We start from the raw sequence: 18,803 nt of genomic DNA, 5'->3' as shown, positions 1-18,803 counted from the left end.
CATTTTGGACTGCGATGTGGAGGCGAAGAAGCTGCCATCAAGCTGCTTGCCCTCGGGTGCAGGAATTAATTGATAGAACCGTTTCAGGTTATCCAAAAAAGTCATCATTTTCGGATCATCAAACATAGGTTTTGAGCTTTTGGGGTCGACGAATGGCGCTGAAAATTGGTTTGTTTTCAAGATATGTTCCGGTGATGCAAGGAAGCCATAATATTGAGTCCCGTTGTCATTGCGCGTGATTTGCTTGGCGAGTGCATAGATTTCGTCCCATGTCATGCCGTCCTTCGGATACGAAACGCCGAACTTGTCGAAGATGTCCTTGTTGTACATAATGACCGGTGAGGTGTTGGACAGCGGAAGTCCGTATATCCCCCCGTTCGCAATAGATTTTTGCTGTTCGATGGTGAACGGCTCGAAGCGGCCCAGATCAACCTGTTTCTTCTTGATCAACTCTGTCATATCGTATTGGAAACCATTGCGAATTAAGTTAAGATGCGTGTGTCCTATGGAAAAAATCATAACATCGAACTGCTGCCCCCCGGTAATCAACGCGTCCATCGATTTGGAGGCAGGGACCGGAACAAATTTCGGAGTTATATAAGGGAATTTTTCTTTAATATAATTACCGTAATTGTTCATGAAATCTTCTTCTTTCCAATCGGCGTTGCCGGTTTGATAGAAGTTGAGTTCGATGGGTTCTTTCTTGCCCGCAGCAGCAGGCTCTGCCTGCTTGCCACTACTGCATCCGGCCAATAAGATTCCCGTCAAAGCGGATGCGATTACGATCTTCCTCGATAATTGAATCCATTTGGTCATGTGTATTCCCCTCGTTAATTGGATAGTTTATTTCTGAAGACTTCAGTAAAAGGCTGATCCTTAACTTCAAGCTGTCTTCGGTGCAGTTCCTCCGTTAGCTGGATGACCGTATCTGCATAAGCAGGATTGGAATAAAAATTAATCATCTCGGAACCATCACTACGCAAGTCAAACAGTTCCCACTCCGGAGTCTTCGGATCGTCGATCGCATCAGTTGCCCCAAGCGCGTCCGCATAATAGTAAATCAGCTTGTAGTCGTGTGTGCGAAGGCCATAATGAGCATATACTCCATGCTCGCTGAGATGCATCCAGTAGCGGTAGTACATGGAGGTACGCCATCCGTCCGGTGTCTCGCCTTTCATCAATGGCAGAAGACTTGTGCCCTGCATCGATTCAGGAACGGGAATACCAGCATAATCAAGAAATGTTGGGGCAAAATCGACGTTAAGCGCCATCGCATCTTGCACACTGCCTGCTTCAATTCCATTCGGATAGCGGACAATAAACGGCATGCGCAGCGATTCCTCATACATAAACCGCTTATCGAACCAGCCATGGTCGCCTAGAAAAAAGCCTTGATCCGATGTATAAATAACGATCGTATGGTCGGCTATGCCTTCTGCCTCCAACGTATCCAGAAGCCGCCCCACATTATCGTCAATAGAGGCTACGCAGCGCAGGTAATCTTTAATGTACCGCTGGTATTTCCAGCTTTTCAGCTCGCGATCCGTTAACCCTTCCGGAGGATCGATCTTCAAATCCCGTTTCTTCAAATCGCGGTCGATCCTCATGATGGCCGCCTCGGCAGCGGCAGCACGGTTGCTGTAATCATCGTCAAAGGTCAGCGGCTCAGGTATGTCCTCGTCCTCGTACAGATGGGCATGCTTCTCATCCGGAATCCAAGGGCGATGTGGCGCTTTATGATGGCACATCAGGAAGAACGGCCGATCCTTATCGCGCTTGCTGATCCAATCGATAGATTGATTGGTGATGATGTCGGTAACATAGCCGTCATATTGGGTTTCCGTGCCCATCTCGATAAATGTAGGATTATGGTAATCCCCCTGGCCAGGGAGTACATTCCAGTAATCAAAGCCGGTTGGATCGCTGTTGCCACCATGACCCAAGTGCCATTTGCCGATGATTGCGGTTTGGTAACCTTCCTCTTGCAGCAGCTTAGATACGGTCTGTTGGCGGCCGTCAAACTTATCTCCCAGCGTCTGCACTCCATTTAAGTGATTGTACAAGCCCGTTAATATAGCAGCCCGGCTGGGAGCGCAAATCGCATTGGTGCAAAAGCAATTGTCGAAGCGCATCCCTTCATTCGCAATCCGGTCCAAATTCGGTGTCTGATTGATTCGGCTTCCGTAGCAGCTCATGGCATGCGCAGCGTGGTCATCGCTCATGATAAACACAATGTTCGGTCGGTTCATCGTTCGTTTCTCCTATGCCGTTTGACGTTTAGGCAAGCGCGTAAATTGGAGATATCCAGGCGCATTGGCCGTTAATCTGTCTGATTTCCACATGGTACACATCGCATTCCGATTCGACAGTAGTGTCCGTCCAGGCATCATTCACGGTGTAGGCCTGCTGCGGAATGGCTCGATGCAGCACGATCGCTTCGGAATTGTATGGCTGCAGATGCTGCGTGCGGTTGCCGCCCAGCAGCTCACCCACGGTAACCTTCATCTCCGCACCGTTCAATTGCACGTAAAGCTCGGTTTCCGCATTGCCCTCGATTTCCAGAATGAGAGCAGCTGTATGAGGGTGCAAGGTCGTCGGGTTTTTAAACGTCGTACAGCTCCATTCCACGGAAGCCTCCGATTGGCTGATGAGCTGATTGCCGAGTGCATTCATCGAAGGATCGTCCTTCAGTTCAGGTGTAGGAGCGAGTACGCTGCGACCGCGGAAGCACGTTTCTACGGAGGCAAGCTTGCCACCCCGCACATCGGCGGTTCCGTGCCATTTGAAGCCGCTTTTATTGTTGCCCCAGCCCATTTCGACTCTCACTTTATATTTGCCGGCTGCTTTCCCCGTACCCGTGCCTTGGCTGATGAGCGTTTCGCCGTTGATGACTTTCCATGGCTGCAAGTTTTTATAGACTACAACTTTGTCGATTTGATCGCACGCCGTTACATCCAATTCGAAATGACGCTCATTGGCCTGCACCTCGCTACCCATAGGCACTCCGTTCATAGTGAAACGGCATGCAATCTTGTCGCCCGTGACCGCATACGTCCTGCGGGCCAGAATCGCTTCCCATATCGCTTCACGTGTCTTCGAGTCGGCCATTACCGCCAAGCGGCCGTCCCCGTAGGAGCCGGGGTATCCGGCGTGATGGTCGGTAGAGCCGACAAAGCCGAAGCGATGCTTCCTTGCCAATGCTGCATAGACACTGCTTCGGGAATCCCTCGGCCCCATGTCGTGGTAATAGGGATACAAGCTTTGGTCGGATATCCCGCTGCCGTGCTTCGAGTATACTTCCACAATCGGACTGATGGCTGTATCGAAGCTATCCCAGTTGCCTCCGCGGTATCCTGGTGTGTAACCAACATGATGCGGAACGGCAATCACACGACGAGGCGCCAGTTTATCGATGATCGCTGCGGGTGATTCTCCTCCGACGAGCGGAAGATCGTCGTCAGGAGACAAGAAATGATGGTCGCCATAATGACTCGAGTGCGCTTCATAACCTTGGAAGGTGACGAACTCACCAGGCACGTTGAAGTTTTTTACAGTTTCGCGCACTTGCTCCCAATGGCCGCGAAGCTTGGCGAAGCCTTCATTGTGGAAATCTACCAAATATTCAAGGCCCTCCGTACGGGCCGGCATGTCGTACCAAGAAGCGTGACCTATAATCGCGCAAAAATCGAGCTGGCTTCGAGCCGCCAGCAGAGCATTCTCCAATCCTCCAAATCCGTAGCTAATTCCGCAGTGGTTGTGTAAATCTCCCCAGTATAATGGCATAAAGTTGATCCTCTCTAAATGGTTTATTGGTTGAAGTTGTTAAGCTTGACGAAAGCGAATAAAGTGCCTGCCATTTTGTTGATATTGTGCCGGCGTCAGTACGATCCGGTACAAACATTCGCCCCACGCGTTGCGAAGCTTCTTGTCTTGGAGCGTAATGGTCTCGACGGAGGCTACGAACTGCGTTGCATCATATTCCATCTGCAGCTCCTCTTGGCCGCTGCGGCGGAAGACGACAAGTCCGTTATCCCCTACATCAGGCTGGCAGCATGTCATATAATTCAGCGTAAACCGGCAATCCGCCGGTTGGGCGAATGCATAGCACTCCTCCAGCTCGACGACCGCCTGCGGAGTTCTAGTTAGCCGACAGCTGCGGATCCAGGATGTGATACCCGCTTCAGGCAGGTAAGCCGAAGCCAGATCCAGTGTTAGCTGCGAGCTGTCGTCCGCCGCTTCATAATGTGCTTCCGTAGCCTTGTACGTGCTACCGTCATTCTGCATGAAGCCGTTAATCGTCGGAAGACTGTGATAGCCGGACTGCATCGTCCAAATCTCGTAACGCTGCGAGTTGAACGTTCGGGCCATATACTCCTCCACTCCGACATCGATCAGCACCGGCAATCCGTCTACATAGACGACGAAATGGCCGACGTCGTTATGATTGTGGCTTTCCTGATTATGACCGCCCTTCATCGCGACATACAGTCCGCGATCCGACGACTCGGTCTCACGCGCTGCCATCACCTGAATGCCGTCCATCCACATTTCCTTTCGAAAAGTTAGTATCAGGCTCTCGCTCTCGATGTTGTCGTAATTGAACAGCGCCGGGAGCACACGGAGGAAAGACAGAAACTTCATGTTCTTCCAGCCCTCGGAGCGGAGCATATGGTGAACGGCCGTACCGAGAGCCATCATGCTATCGTCGCCGATCCGCTTGCCAAATCGATACACCACATCTTCCTCGACCGTAATCCGATGCGGTCCATCGGCAAAATTAAGAAAATACCGGTCATGAATATGTACTTTGTAGATATACCGACCGATGTTCTGAATGAGAGGCTCTGCGTACAGATTGAACTGCCCGCCAGTAGCTGTATTCAACAATTCCAGGCAGTCAAACAGCGAGCCACCCGCTTTATTCCAATAGCCTGGGCCTTCGTCGCACCCGCCGTCGGCCGGATGCATCGAGAGGTAGCGATCGATGCTGTTCATGGCCTTCAGTACAGCTTGTTTCCTTCGTTCGGCATCCTCCTCCACCAATAGAAAGGCGCTTAAGCAATTGGAGGTACACCATGTCGTCCAGTTGTTCAGCCGCTTCTCCCGCTCCTTCAAGCCCATCCACCAGCAATCGTCGCGCTGCAAGTATGGGTCGAGAATGCGGCGGCGCAGCTCATGGACAATCCGTTCGCCAATAAGCGGGTTCATTCGGTCCAATGCCGACCGCAGCAAGTAGTGCAGCCAGGCGAACAAATTGCCGGTCTCGGCGGCGAACAGATCGATTCCCGGCTGGCTCGCCGTATCCGGCAGACTAGAGTGCCTCTTCTGGGTCATCCGGTTATGAGCGGAGATGACCCAACTGGACTCTTCACTGATGAGCCAGATGCCGTTGACGAGATCTTCAAGAAAACGTCCCTTGTTCTCTACACACTCCGCAAGAGCAAGACTTGTTACGGCTCGCCTCCGCAGATGATACGGCCCGTCGTACCGTGAACGGTTGCCATTGTGCATAAATTCCATATACATTGATGCGGTCAGCGCCGGCCATAGATAAGCCAGATACGTTTCGCCCTCCGCAATGATCGACTGACGAAGCTCGACAGGCAGACCGTCCCACTCCCTTCTTTGATCGATATCCGGAAAAGGACGGTATGCCGTATTGGATAGCAGCTTAGCCGCAAGTTCCTCTGGGGAAAACACATCGCTTAAATTTCTCATCCTGTACAATTACTCCTTTCCATCCGTCTTAGCGGCAGGAGGAATCAGACGAACAGCAGCCGTGACTCCAGTCATATGAAGGACTCCGCTTTCTTCACTTACCTCGTACGTCTCACTCACGCCGCCCTGCTCAACAGTCCAAGTGCCAGCCGCAAGGTCAGCTATGACGCTGCTCAGCGGACCCGTTGTCGCTAACACAGACGCCGATACGGGCACAACCAACTCCTCCTGCAGCCGCTCCCCGCTTTTGCTGAACAGGACGATCCAGTCCTTGATCTTCGCACCTACTAACGCCTCCGTTTCCATCTTCTCGGATTCAAGCGCAGCCGGGCCGTCGATATCCTTCATCTGCATTACGTTCAAGAAGAAGTCCTGCTCAGCAGGCTTGCGTGGACTCACATCGATACGCCATGCGCCTTGCTCCTTCGTGCTAGGGAAATCGTTAATGTAGTTGGTGCCGAATACCCAGAATTCCTTGCCCGGCCCGCCTATGGATACGATGTCTTGATTGTCCGCCTCCGGCAGCAGTGTATCGTTGATCAACTGCCCGTTGTAACCGTCCTCGCTGCGCGAGATGACCGTGCGGCTGCCATCTACTTGCGGCTCCTCCACACTGTGCAGCAGCCAATATTTCTTGAAAGCAGGGTTCGCGGACACTACGCGGTCGTACACCACGAGCGCTGCCGGATGCTCTGAATCCTTGAAATTCAGGAACAGGAACGAACGCTGGAATTGCTTCATTTTGTCCGAATAAGCGGCGGTGATATCACCTTTCAAATAAGAGAAATCCGGCTGCATCGGATCCGGTCCATAAGCATGTGCCAGCACTTCGCCACGCTTGAAATCTTGGTTCAGCAGGTCATCCAGCTTAAGCGGCGGTCGTCCCTCATTCGGCCAGCGCTGCCCGCCATCGTTCACATTCGGCCACACAAGGCCGCCGTCCTTGACGTATGGGTACATCTTCAGCTCGTCGGGATCGTAGACCAGAACCGTATTATGCGCGATCGTCCGCTTAAAGTAATACTTGTTGTGTGGAGAATGATACTTGCCGGACGAGCCTTTATAAATACCCGAGTCGATAGCCAAGTAGCCTTTGTAATACAGCTGGAACGCGCCTGCATCCAAATGCTGATGGTTGTTGTACTGGTATTCCCCCACGCGCATTTCGGCCACCACCGTCGACGAGCTCCGGTCCATTCCTTCGTCCCAGCCGGTCCGTGCAATCATAATCCCTGTCGGTGAACCGAAGTAACGGGTAAGCGGCAGCTCCTTGATCGACTTTGACTGTACATCCGGGTTATAGAACAGGAACGCGTGGAAAACGTACATATCCGGAATGGTAGTAAATTCACGGAACTGTTGATCCATAAAGTAAGGATTATCGTAATAGCTGCCTGCCATCATATACACAAGCGGGAACAGTTTAATATATTGCTGCTCTGCATATAGCGGATTATCGCTGTCTCCGTCGCGAAGCAGCTTGCCATCCGGACGGCGGGTGTAAATCCATTGGTAGCCGACCTCTTCCTGTGAAGGGTCATAGGGATTTCCTGCTCCCATTCGGTCTAGAATCCATGTGGCGTACAGTTCGGCTTGATAGCGGTACGTCCCGTAATTGTCGCCCTGATGATGCCAGCCGGAAGGGTAAAAGAAATTGCGCGCCGGCACCATCTCCGCATAGAAACGGCCTGCCGCTACGTCGTAAATCTCAGGATCCTCGTCATAGATGGCAATACCCGTCCCGATGAGGTCACGCATGAGCATCCATTCGCTAGTATGGCCGACGATCGAGCCTTCCTTCTTCGGTGGAAACCCGCATTCCATCATAGAGGCCAACCGCTTGAAATGGCCGATCATGAACTTCCTCTCCGCATCATTCAGAAGGTCACGGCACCAGTCGTAGACGACTGCAGCCGACAGCATAAGCCGGCCAATCGACCTGGAAATGTCTTGGAAGGTCGGGTTAAACGACTTCTTAATACTGCTAAGCGCAAGAGTCTTGGCACGCAGACCGGCTTCCTTATTGTCATCAAGAACATACATTAAGGCATTGGCTTCGATCAGGTACACATCGTCAGGCTTTTCACAGTTATTAGCATCATGAATGTCAACTTGACTGAAGATCACCAGTCGCTCCCACACTTGCTTCATCTCCGGCTTCGATCTCTTCTCTCTTAATCCGGACAGATCTTTGTTTCGCAGTAATAAGCGCGGATGTTCTTGCGGCGGCGTATGCGGCGGTGCTGGATACATGGTTGCGGCCTCCTTTTTCAAATGGCGCCAGCGTCTATTTCGCTTTTTTGATGTCCGCCATCGCTTTTTCTGCCTTTTCCTGTATTTCTCTTAGCACGGTATTGACGTCCTTTTTGTTTTGCGCCATATCTTTGACTCCGTCACGAATCAACTGTTTGAACGGCAGGTCGTAATCGGTCGGTTTCACGATCGGAGCCTGCTTGGACTTGAACACCGCCTGGACGTTTTTGCCTTGGAAGCTTTTCAGTTCGGAAGCGTATGTTTTCTTCACCGCATCGTTGTTAAGAGACGTCATCCGACCCGTTTTGTTCATCACAATCTGCGCCTCTTCGGAAACCATCGTGGAAATGACTTGGAACGCTTCTGCCTGATGCTTGCTCTTCGGGGAAAGCATCATTAAATGTAGATCGACAGGTTTACCCACGCCCGGTCGGTCCTCCATACTCGGATAAGTGACCATATCCCAGTTGACAGGTTTCCCTTGTTGCATCAGGTCCTCAATCGTGCCGACAACCCCATCGCCCCAAACCGGATACATGGCCAAACTCCGATCCTTGAAGAAACCGTCGGTCGTGTACATAAATTTGTTTTTCTCACCGATGAAACCGGGGATTTCATAAATCGCTTTTAGTTTGGACAAAACGGTTTTATAGCCCGGTGTATTGATCTGCGGCTTTTCTTCTTTCTCGTCGACATAAGGCAGCGAGTACTGCCTCGTCATGTTCTCCGGATAGTCCGGATCGAGGCCAATATACTGGACGCCCTGTTCTTTACGTGTCAGCTTTTGGGCAATCTCAATCGTTTGGTCCCATGTCATGCCGTCTTGAGGATAGGGAACCCCGAATTTATCGAAAATGTCTTTGTTGTAAATCATCATTCCGTAGTTCATCGAGAAGGGGACGGCATACACTTCACCTTTATCCCCGAACTGCTTAATGGCCTCCATGCCTACAGGGTCAAAGCGGTCAAAGTTGAGATTGTTTTTCTTCGCCAAATCATTCAAGTCCATACCGAGTCCCAGTTTGTTGAACATGCCGATGTAGACGTTGCTTGTCAAGATCAGATCAGGCAAATTGCCGGAAGTGATAATCTGTTCGGGTGTATTCTGGTCTCCAGCGCGAGAGACGAGCTGCATGGTAATATTCGGGTACTTCTTTTGAACGGGCTGGACAAAAAACTTCTCGAACTCCGAGTCTTGAATTCCTGAGCTGTAGCTGTACACGATCAGATTAACCGGCTCTTTGGTTTCGACTGTCTTGGGCCCCTCACTCACCTTATCTTTACTGCAACCGGATATTGCCACCGCCAAACTAACCACACTTAATATCGTTACGCTTCTCTTCATCACCAGAAATACCCCCCTATTCATGCATCGTTACTTACCATCGGGTAATTGCCATTGGGTGAGCTGTACATAAGCATGACCTGTTGAAGGAACGGCCTCACCTGACTCAAGCGCTACGAGTTCCACGACGAATCGCACGTTGGTTACGTTGTCCAGCTTGATGGCCAGCTTCCTAATCCCGTTGTTGTCGGTCTGCCCTTGCGGGTTCATTGACTCCGGAAACGGCTTCGCCTCCATAACTTGAAACCTGCCTTGAATCGGTGATTCTGTCGGAGAAGTCATCGCCACCCACAACCGTTTACCATTTTGTGTCAGCAATGCGGATTTCCCGTCTTCCGCTACTTGAATGGATGCTCTCGTATGCATGAACCACCAAACGGTGGACGGTGCTTTGGTCTGAATCTCATCTTCGACAAGCAGCCGTTTACGGTCTGCTAACATCACGCCGCGCTTCACAGCTTCGGCATTTCTGGAATAAGCAGGCAGCATATCGGCAATCGCGAATGCCCCCTGAGGCTTCGATACGTAACTGGTGATTTTGCTAATAGAAGTCGGTTCCTGTTGAAACCCCTTATCCGGGTTGATCACAATCGTGTTGTGTCCTTCCGGCTTCAATCGGTAATAGGTATAGCGCTCCTTGTCGTAATTGAAGTACCCCGGTAAGTTGTAGTCTTCCGTACCCGGATCAATTGCCCACTGCTCTCCATTCGCGTGGAACACGAACTCGCCAATATCGGAATGCGAATGACTCGCAATAGCGGTGCCCGCCTTAAACCCGACAAAAGCCGCTGTAGAATCATTCCACTTGCTGCGCAATGTAACCAGCTCCGCATTGCGGTAATATTGATCGGTAGGCAACGTCATATTATCATCGCGGAACTTCGGATCGTACCAGAGCAAGTCGTATACGCCTCCGGCCTGCTTAGCATCCTCCATCATAGCGATACGCTGTCCGGCCAGCTTAGGATCGTTCGTCGCTTTGGCGAGCCAGAACAGCTCCGGAATTTTCATTTTGCCGGTGTTGCCGTCGGCAAAGTTGAACGTCCCTTGCGGACCGGTAATATAAACCGGGAAGTAGGCCGTTTTGTGCAAACCCGGTGTTTGCGAATGACCGTATGTCGTACCCATTGCGGTCTGCAGAGCCGCTATGTAGCTGACGGTGTACTCCATCATGTAGCGCCAGTAGCCGGGGCCTTCGCTCCAACCACCGTCCGGCTCCCAGTGACTCAAGATAATCTTCTGCACCGATTGCAGCGACTTGGCGATGATCTCTCCGGAGAGAGCTTTCTCCTTCTCCTCATCACCGATCGCCAGCGCCCCTACAATGATGCCGCCGTTGCAGACGGCACTCCAGTTGTTGACAGGATCTGATCTGACGCTCCACCACACTTTATTGTTATGGGCGTCCAGCGCCTTCTGCAGCCCTTTCTCCACTATCGCCTTACGTATGGAATCCCGCTGCTCCTGTGTCAAGTAATCGTAGAGCCAGTCATAGCCGATCCCCATCCCAGCGGTTATTTCGGCGGTGTTAAGAAACTCCTTCTTATCGTTCCAGTCGGGAAAAGCTACCAGCGCCATCATTTCCTGAAGCGCCCGCTTCGCGTACTTCTCCTCTCCGCTCAACTTGTACATCATCGCATTTTGCTCGATGATCGGGCGTGCCTCTCTGGCAGACAGCATTCTTCGGCCGTCGGGGGTTTCATAGGTGCCGACCGGCTTGGTTAATGTTTTGTCTGTCATTTTCTGCAGGTCGCCGTACCATTTTCGCAAGAGCGGATCGCTCTTCACTCCTTCCTTCAGCGAGGCAAACGTATTGGCCGTTGCAAACAACCGCGGATGCTGCTGCTTCGGGTTGTTCCGTTGCAGATCAGCGATGATCAATTCCGCATCGGGTGGTTTTCCCGTGTAAGGCGCGAATGCTGGGGATGGATGGGCGGTAGTTGGCAGGGCGCTAGTCGGCATGGCCATATTGTCAGTACCACCTGAGCATGCAGATATCGTGGTTACACCCAGCAACAGGAGCGATACGAAGACATATTTGTACGGCTTGAGAACCCTCATTTTCTTCTCCCCTTCAACTACCCTTTGAATTCCGCATAATCGGCAATGAATCGATCGTATACATCCTCGGGCAAATCCAACAGGTCGTTCGTCACATGCATATACGCTCTTAAGCTTCCCAGCATGCTCTCGATACGGCTGCCGTTGTCTTTCGTCTGGAAGGCAAGATTGTTCATTTCCAGCGAATCGTTCGCCACATCGTACAGCTCGATGAACATTTCATCCTTGAACATATCGACGATCAGCTTGTATGGGCCCTCCAGCACGCATCGTTGGAAGTTGCTTCGCGCTCCATTGCCGTCGAACTGGATGAATATCCGATCGCGTTCCAGCCGCTCCTGTTCTCCTCGAATGAGCGGCATTAAGGAAATGCCGGACACGGCTTGAGGCGTCTCGATACCAAGATAATCGCAGATCGTCGGTAGCACATCTACACTGCTGACCAGTTCGTCGGAACGGTTCAACGCAGGTGTGAAGCCGGTAGGAAACTTCATGAACAGGGGTGTTCTCACCGATTCCTCGTACATGCACATTTTTTGCCAGAGCCGATGGGAACCGAGCATTTCCCCATGATCGCTTGCGAACAGGATCAGCGTGTTGTCGTAGAGACCCTGCTGCTTCAGCTCGGTAACGAGCTTCCCTACACAATGGTCAAGCAGCGCGACAAGTCCCATATACACTTGCCATATCCGTTTCCATTCCTCCCGCGTATACGATGCACCGAGCATCCCCGGCAAGTTGTACAACTGCAGCGGAGACTGATTGTCGCCCCACACGCCGACATTATCCGAGAGCTCCACATCCCGAATCATCGAATACCACGGCTCTGGAATGTCAAGTGGTGGGTGCGGGGCAAGGAACATCGTGTTCAATGCAAAAGGCTTGCTGCGGTCTCTCTGCCGAATCGCCTCCAGCGAATCGTTAAGAATGAAGCCGTCATAAAAGAAGTCAAGGCCCTCTGCATATCGTCCTACTGTCGGAATCGAATACTTGCGTTTCCTTGTTACTCTACCGTAAGCAAGCTCGGGGACGAGGCCTTGAAACGCCGGCCCACCCGGCTTTTTCTTGCCACTCGCCTTCAAGAATGCTTCATAGCGCTGCTCCAGCTGAAGCCAGTGTGTCTTGCTATCCAGGCTGCTCTCTAATTTCGGCTCTGTAAAAAGATGCTGTTTGCCGGTATGCCAGCTGTCCCATTCATCCTCCAGCAGCTGATATAGATTCGCGTGCTCGGTACGAACCATGCCGTGCTGCTTCTCTTGCTCCGTCCACGGATTGATCAGCGATCCTGTTATATTCGGATATTTCCCCGTAAAAAAAGCTCCCCGGGCCGGAACGCATAACGGCGATGCACAGTAGGCCCGATCAAAAACGACACTCTCCGCCTTCAATTGATTGATGTTCGGCGTATGTGCGCCAAGAGCGTCCCATCGCAGCTGATCAGCCATAATAATCACCACATTCGGCCTATCACTCATGGGGTTTCCCCTCACTCCGCTCTCCTGGGTTGGTACGTCCACGGTAATTTAATCTGAGCCGTCCGGGCCCCGCCTTCGTCTGCCATTGCAGGACGCCGCTCGCTTCGGTCACTTCATGAGTAATCACATGCTGCCACTCCCGCTCCGCGCCAACGCCAGCGGCGAGCTCCAGTTCCACTGCCCATAGGCCTACCGCGAGGTCGGTCACTATGTAGTTCAATGCGGATCCGTTATGTACCGATACGTTCGAAATTGCCGGGAGCATCGTGTCCTCCTGTAAGCGCTGTCCACTTTTGCCGAACAGAACAACCCAATCGTGAATGATCGCGCCGACCAACGTCTCCCCTTTCACTTTCTCCGAAGCGAGTGCCGCCGAACCGTCGTTGTCTTTCACCTGCATCACGTTTAGGAAAAAATCCTCTTCTGCAGGTTCACGCGGACTGACTTCGATGCGCCATTCCCCTTGCTCTTTTGTGCCGGGAAAATCGTTGACGAAGTTGGTACCGAACACCCAATACTCTTTGCCTGGACCGCCGACTTTCACAATCTCCTGATTATTCTTCTCCGGCAGCAGCGTATCGTTGATCAACTGCCCGTTGTAACCGTCTTCACTTCGCGATATGACCGTGCGACTGCCTTCAACGTTCGGTTCCTCGATGCTATGCAGCAGCCAATACTTCTTGAAGTCGGGGTTCGCAGACACTACGCGATCGAATACGATTAGCACCGCCGGATGCCTGTCATCCTTGAAGTTCAGGAACAGGAACGAACGCTGGAACTGCTTCATTTTGTTCGAATAAGCTGCCGTTATATCTCCCTTAAGGTAGGAGTAATCGGGCTTAATCGGATCCGGTCCGACAGCATGGGCTAATACTTCTGCACGCTTGAAATCTTTAGTCAGCAAATCATCCAGCGTGAGCGGCGGACGTCCCTCATTCGGCCAGCGCTGCCCGCCGTCATTCACATTAGGCCATACAAGCCCGCCATCCTTGACATATGGATATTGCTGGAGTTCGTCAGGGTCATAGACCAGCATCGTATTGTGCGCGATCGTACGCTTGAAGTAGTACTTGTTATGTGGAGAGTGATATTTGCCCGATGAACCTTTGTAAGATCCCGAATCGATGGCCAAGTTGCCCTTGTAATACAATTGAAACGCCCCCGCGTCCAAATGCTGGTGGTTATTGTACTGGTACATGCCCACCTTCATTTCCGCGACGACCGTCTTGGAGTCTATGCCGTCTTCCCAACTTGTACGCGCTACCATAACTCCGGTTGGAGCTCCGAAATAGCGGGTTAAAGGCAGTTCCTCCAACGGCTTCGCTTCCACAGACGGATCGGCGAACAGGAAGGCGAAGAGCACATCTTTATCCTGAAATCGCCCTTCGTCCTTATGTTGCTGGTATACAAAGTAAGGATCTTTGTAATAGCCGCCTAGCAGCAAATAAATAAAATGCAGCCTCGTATACTTCGTCTGACTCAGCATCACAGGGGTCGTATCCCCGTCCCGCAATAGCTTCCCGTCTGGACGCCTCGTGTAAATCCACTGGTAGCCGACTTCGCGCTGCGAAGCATCGTATACATTGCCAAATCCCATCCGGTCGAACATCCACGTTGGGAACAATTCCCCTTGAAAGCGTACGCCGCCATAGCCATCCCCTTGATGATGCCAGCCGGAAGGATAGAAGAAATTGCGCGCCGGCACCATCTGGTTCAACACTCGGCCTGCTGCCAAATCATACATCTCCGGGTCTTCGTCATAAATGGCTATGCCTGTCCCCAACATGTCGCGTTGAATCATCCACTCGCAGCTGTGGCCGACGAAAGCGCCTTCTTTTAACGGAGGATATCCGCATTCGAGCTGCGCTGCCAAACGTTTGAAATGTCCGATTAGAAATGTCCGCTCCTCGTCCGTCACTAGATCGAAGCACCAATCATACACGATAGCTCCAGCAAGCATAAGACGGCCAATCTCTCTCGAGATATCCTGATAACTCGAATTAAAATGTTTTGTTATTGAAGTAAGCGCTATCTTTTTAGCTTTTAAACCTGCCTCGCGGTCCTCGTGCAATAAATAATTCAGCGCGCAAGCTTCCATGACGTATACATCCCCGGGGCAATGTTCGGCATTCACCTCATCCATACCGAATTGACTATACGCTACCAGCCTATCCCAAGCCTGTTTCATTTCAGGTCGGCTCATCTTATCCCTCAGCTCCTGAAGGTGCTGCTTGCGTACAAACAATCGGGGATGCTCACTTGGCGGGATGATTAAAGGTTTCGGAAACATTCACTGGCCCTCCTAACGTTTGAGAGATGACCATCATCTTCCATTGCCTAAATCATACGCCAGCAACGAAACTTATGTCAATATATAATCTTAAGTCCTTGTAAATTATCATTTATCGCGAATAAAATGCGCAAATAATTCATTTATAATGTATAATTTTCTACATTACATCCCACCCCCCATTGCTATATTTACCTGATTTTGTTATTGTAAATGTATGGATTCGACTAATGAATGTGCGAGGTATAACTATGGAAACCATCCGCAAGGTCTTGGATCAAAAGAGCAGTAAAACCGCTATTCTTCAAATGTTAAGGGTTCACGGCCCGATGTCCCGCATCGAGCTGACACAATCGACCGACTTAAGCAGAGCCACGATATCCGCCGCTATTAACGAGCTGATTGAACTAGGCGTTGTTCATGAAACTGTACTCCGTGAATCCACAGGGGGCCGTCCGGCTACTAATCTGGAGCTCGTCCCTCATTCCCATATCATATTAGGTGCCGATCTTAGCCATCAGACATGGATATTAGGCGCTTTCGATCTGCTCGGCAATACGGTGGCTAGTAAGCGACTGCCTTTCAGTCCCCTTACACCGGAGGCTGCTGTACAGACTCTCGCCAATGAAATCCCTAACTTTATTAAAACTTTAGGCAAAAGTCCAATACCGGTGTTGGGCATCGGTATACCTGGGCTTGTCGATACCTACAATGGCCTGCTTCGAAGCTCAGCCGTGCTAGGCTGGCAGCAGGTCGAATTGGGGGCCATGTTGGAACAGGCTATCGGCTGGCCCACCGTTGTACTCAACCGAAGCCGGGCTCGCGGACTTTCGGAATGCCGTTATGGGGCGGGCAAAAACTATCGTCACATGATTTACATCGGTGTAGATTCAGGCATCGGAGCCGGAATTTATGTAAACCGTGAGCTGATACATGGTGCGATCGGCGGCGCAGGCGAAATCGGCCATACCACCGCTTTGGTAGACGGACCTTTATGCCCTTGCGGTAACACCGGCTGTCTGCAAATGCTCTCCTCATCAACCGCTATGGAACTGGAGGCACGGAAGCTGCTCCGTATGGGTGCCAGCTCCTCACTCCATCTGAAGCCGGACTTCGATCTACAGATGCTGAAGGCCGAAGAGATTTGTCTTGCTGCCGAGCAGGGAGATGAGTTATCCATCCAAGTAGTTAATAGTGCTGCAACCTATTTGGGCATAACGATGGCCAATCTGGTCAACCTGTTGAACCCGGAAGCGATTATTCTAGGCGGACCGATACCCAAGGACAGCCCGACCTTTGTACAAACGGCCGTTAGGGTAATCAGGCAGCGTGCAATTGGTCAATTATCGGCTTCGACTGTCGTCCATACCGGGCAGTTCAAAGAAGTCGGTGGTGCACTGGGAGCGGCCAACTTTGCGCTGGATCGGCATATGACGTTTTCCTACTTCTCCTATATGCAGAGCAACAGCGCCAGCCGCTAAGCATGTGTTCGGGATAAAACAGAAGATGCTGATGCACAATAAAAAAAGCTCCTATCGGAGCAATTCGGTGAAGCGGGTTCGTCTTTAGCGGTAACTTTTTATGCCGAATCAGGATGCAACCTCTCGATGTTTATACTTTCTGATTCTGTAAAAAAAACCGTTGACTAGAAATCGTCAACGGTTCAGTTTACATTACTTCTTATTAACCTGTGAATTCTTGAACCCATTCGCCGTTGTAGAAGGCAACGCCAATCTTAGTGAAGTTCCCGTTAAGGATGTTCTGACGGTGTCCCGCACTGTTCATCCAGGCAGTCATAACTTCCTGAGGCGTACGTTGGCCCTTGGCAATGTTCTCACCCGCATAACGGAATGAAATGTTATAAGTTTTCATCATGTCGAATGGAGATCCGAATGTAGGCGAAGTGTGATCGAAATAGTTCTTGTTATACATATCCTTCGCTTTATCCATAGCCATATTCGTCAAAGCGGCATCACTTGTAAGAGGTTTAAGCCCAGCTTTGGCACGCTCCTGATTAACAAGCGACACGACTTGATTCGCAAAAGAACTTTCCGTTCCTGTCGACGGTGTGCTTGGCGTCGGTGTTGGCTTTACTGGTGTTGGTGTAGGCGTTGGTTTTACTGGTGTTGGTGTAGGTTTAACTGGTGCTGGCGTCGGTGTTGGTGTCACCGGAGTCGGCGTTGGTGCAGGTGTTACAGTTGTTGGTAATTCCGGGAACTTGATGTTCATCCCTGGAAACAGCTGCTCCAATTGCTTCGACAAGTCGAATTTACCATTCAGGAAATCGTTAAGATCTACTTTCTGTAAGCTATAATAACATTGAACTTGATTCCCTGTAGGTGTCGTCCCATTAGTCAAGGTTGCTGCGGATGCTGCTCCAGCTCCTGCTGTGCCGCCGATAACACCCAATGCCAATACCCCTGCCAATAGCTGCTTGTTCAACTTCTTCAAAAACTCCACTCTCCTTTTCGGCCTGCGAGGTTAGCTGACGGATTCGGGTCAAAGAGTAATCACCCGGCCACATAGTGGCTTCACCCCAAAGTTGGTTCCCCCGTGCTTCTACTAGCTTCGGCCTTTGTTGTTTGGTGCCCGTTCATTGTAGCATGGTTATATACACGAATTCATGCCGCAAAGTCTGGCAACAAAACCGGATTGTGGAACATTTGAATGCTACCGATACGTCTTAATGAAGTCAACAGCTTTCCTAATATCGATCTCCGGTTGGTCGCCAACTTCACGTTCGATCGTCAAATATCCTTTATATCCGATGTCCGTCAACGCTTGGAAATAAGCTTTGAAGTCCACTTTCCCTTCACCCAACGGCACTTCGCGGAAGATTTCGCCGGAACGCACCATCTCAGCAATTTTGCCGTGATCCATCGGCTCATAGCCTAATGCGCCATAGATTTCGCGTGGATCGACTTCCTTGTAGCGAACGCCATCCTTCACGTGCGTGTGCACGATATAATCCTTCAATGTGTATACACCTTGTACCGGATCGTCCCCTGTCACCATGACCATATTGGCTGGGTCGAAGTTGACCGATACGCCTCTGCTGCTCAACGTGTCGAGGAAACCTTTCAGATGCTCAGCTGTCTCAGGTCCGGTCTCAATCGCGAAAAAACCGCCCATGCTGCTCGCATATTGGCTCAATTCTTCACATGATTGCTGCATGGCAGCGAAGACAGCCCCATTCTTATCCGAAGGCACAATCCCAATGTGTGTCGTCACAATGTTCGTACCCAGATCTTGCGCGAGATCGAGAATGCGTTTGGACTTCTCGACTTTGGCTGGATTAGCGGCGATATCCTGGAAACCGTGTCCACCAAGATCACCGCATAGTGCAGATATTTCCAAACCGAGCGAATCTATGTAAGCTTTCAGTTCTTTTCGTTGAGCAGGCGACAGATTGGCGGGATCCATCTCTCCGCTGACGGCATAGATTTGAACACCTTCTGCGCCAACATCCTTGGCCTTCTTCAACCCTTCTCTGACTCCGATGCCAAAGCTGTCGACGATGACTCCAATTTTGTTAGTCAATTTCATGCTTCTCATCCTCTTCTCTCGTATTCGGAATAGTAATATACGTAGTGATTGTACTTTCGTTCCAATAACATGTCAACTTGAACGAAGATCAGCCTCTTCCGGTAAAGGAAAAGGC

At 51.0% G+C, this 18,803-nt stretch carries 12 protein-coding genes and 1 riboswitch; of the genes, 1 reads left to right on the top strand and 11 read right to left on the bottom strand.

Features of this window, described 5'->3' with window-relative positions; translation table 11 throughout:
• From AC1DWB_RS10290 to hepB (AC1DWB_RS10250), 9 genes are all read right to left on the bottom strand, one after another.
• Window positions 1–816 (bottom strand): ABC transporter substrate-binding protein (locus AC1DWB_RS10290; protein ID WP_477540963.1); only part of this gene is annotated, 816 nt, incomplete at its 3' end.
• Between the two features lie 14 nt (window positions 817–830).
• Window positions 831–2,249: a sulfatase family protein gene (locus AC1DWB_RS10285; RefSeq protein WP_477540962.1), complete on the bottom strand. Its 1,419-nt coding sequence runs from the start codon at window positions 2,247–2,249 to the stop codon at window positions 831–833.
• Window positions 2,250–2,277: 28 nt separating this feature from the next.
• Entirely contained in the window at window positions 2,278–3,783 is a 1,506-nt protein-coding gene (locus tag AC1DWB_RS10280) for a PHP domain-containing protein (protein WP_477540961.1), read from the bottom strand.
• A gap of 39 nt (window positions 3,784–3,822) precedes the next feature.
• Window positions 3,823–5,718 (bottom strand): heparinase II/III family protein, encoded by a 1,896-nt coding sequence (locus AC1DWB_RS10275; RefSeq protein ID WP_477540960.1) that lies wholly within the window; start codon window positions 5,716–5,718, stop codon window positions 3,823–3,825.
• A 9-nt stretch (window positions 5,719–5,727) separates the two neighbouring features.
• Entirely contained in the window at window positions 5,728–7,971 is a 2,244-nt protein-coding gene (gene hepB / locus AC1DWB_RS10270; RefSeq protein ID WP_477540959.1) for a heparin/heparin-sulfate lyase HepB, read from the bottom strand.
• A gap of 34 nt (window positions 7,972–8,005) precedes the next feature.
• Window positions 8,006–9,316 (bottom strand): ABC transporter substrate-binding protein, encoded by a 1,311-nt coding sequence (locus AC1DWB_RS10265; RefSeq protein ID WP_477540965.1) that lies wholly within the window; start codon window positions 9,314–9,316, stop codon window positions 8,006–8,008.
• A gap of 30 nt (window positions 9,317–9,346) precedes the next feature.
• Window positions 9,347–11,377 carry a heparinase II/III domain-containing protein gene (locus AC1DWB_RS10260; RefSeq protein ID WP_477540958.1) on the bottom strand — a complete coding sequence of 677 codons (2,031 nt, stop codon included), beginning with the start codon at window positions 11,375–11,377 and terminating at the stop codon, window positions 9,347–9,349.
• A 17-nt stretch (window positions 11,378–11,394) separates the two neighbouring features.
• Window positions 11,395–12,852: a sulfatase family protein gene (locus tag AC1DWB_RS10255; RefSeq protein ID WP_477540957.1), complete on the bottom strand. Its 1,458-nt coding sequence runs from the start codon at window positions 12,850–12,852 to the stop codon at window positions 11,395–11,397.
• Window positions 12,845–15,142, bottom strand: a complete 2,298-nt coding sequence (hepB, locus tag AC1DWB_RS10250) for a heparin/heparin-sulfate lyase HepB (protein ID WP_477540956.1) — start codon at window positions 15,140–15,142, stop codon at window positions 12,845–12,847. Before hepB (AC1DWB_RS10250) ends, AC1DWB_RS10255 begins: the two co-directional genes overlap by 8 nt.
• Window positions 15,143–15,393: 251 nt before the next feature.
• On the opposite strand from hepB (AC1DWB_RS10250), the gene AC1DWB_RS10245 reads away from it, so the two are divergent.
• Window positions 15,394–16,623, top strand: coding sequence for an ROK family transcriptional regulator (locus tag AC1DWB_RS10245; RefSeq protein WP_477540955.1), 1,230 nt, complete (start codon window positions 15,394–15,396; stop codon window positions 16,621–16,623).
• A gap of 202 nt (window positions 16,624–16,825) precedes the next feature.
• On the opposite strand, the gene AC1DWB_RS10240 is transcribed toward AC1DWB_RS10245, so the two are convergent.
• Together AC1DWB_RS10240 and AC1DWB_RS10235 are read right to left on the bottom strand one after the other, a co-directional pair.
• Window positions 16,826–17,602: a CAP domain-containing protein gene (locus AC1DWB_RS10240; protein WP_477540954.1), complete on the bottom strand. Its 777-nt coding sequence runs from the start codon at window positions 17,600–17,602 to the stop codon at window positions 16,826–16,828.
• Window positions 17,598–17,726: riboswitch (cyclic di-AMP (ydaO/yuaA leader) on the bottom strand. Its footprint overlaps the gene before it by 5 nt.
• A gap of 86 nt (window positions 17,727–17,812) precedes the next feature.
• Window positions 17,813–18,688, bottom strand: a complete 876-nt coding sequence (locus AC1DWB_RS10235) for a sugar phosphate isomerase/epimerase family protein (RefSeq protein ID WP_477540953.1) — start codon at window positions 18,686–18,688, stop codon at window positions 17,813–17,815.
• Window positions 18,689–18,803: the final 115 nt, after the last annotated feature.

The organism is Paenibacillus sp. P4_E11 (assembly GCF_056401635.1).
The sequence above is the reverse complement of the archived record's forward strand: the minus strand, read 5'-3'. Positions and strand labels throughout refer to the sequence as shown.

Coding starts and splice junctions, on each gene's coding strand:
- AC1DWB_RS10260 (WP_477540958.1), bottom strand. CDS start 11,377: ATGAGGGTTCTCAAGCCGTACAAATATGTCTTCGTATCGCTCCTGTTG.
- AC1DWB_RS10245 (WP_477540955.1), top strand. CDS start 15,394: ATGGAAACCATCCGCAAGGTCTTGGATCAAAAGAGCAGTAAAACCGCT.
- AC1DWB_RS10265 (WP_477540965.1), bottom strand. CDS start 9,316: ATGAAGAGAAGCGTAACGATATTAAGTGTGGTTAGTTTGGCGGTGGCA.
- hepB (WP_477540956.1), bottom strand. CDS start 15,142: ATGTTTCCGAAACCTTTAATCATCCCGCCAAGTGAGCATCCCCGATTG.
- AC1DWB_RS10285 (WP_477540962.1), bottom strand. CDS start 2,249: ATGAACCGACCGAACATTGTGTTTATCATGAGCGATGACCACGCTGCG.
- AC1DWB_RS10275 (WP_477540960.1), bottom strand. CDS start 5,718: ATGAGAAATTTAAGCGATGTGTTTTCCCCAGAGGAACTTGCGGCTAAG.
- hepB (WP_477540959.1), bottom strand. CDS start 7,971: ATGTATCCAGCACCGCCGCATACGCCGCCGCAAGAACATCCGCGCTTA.
- AC1DWB_RS10235 (WP_477540953.1), bottom strand. CDS start 18,688: ATGAAATTGACTAACAAAATTGGAGTCATCGTCGACAGCTTTGGCATC.
- AC1DWB_RS10280 (WP_477540961.1), bottom strand. CDS start 3,783: ATGCCATTATACTGGGGAGATTTACACAACCACTGCGGAATTAGCTAC.
- AC1DWB_RS10255 (WP_477540957.1), bottom strand. CDS start 12,852: ATGAGTGATAGGCCGAATGTGGTGATTATTATGGCTGATCAGCTGCGA.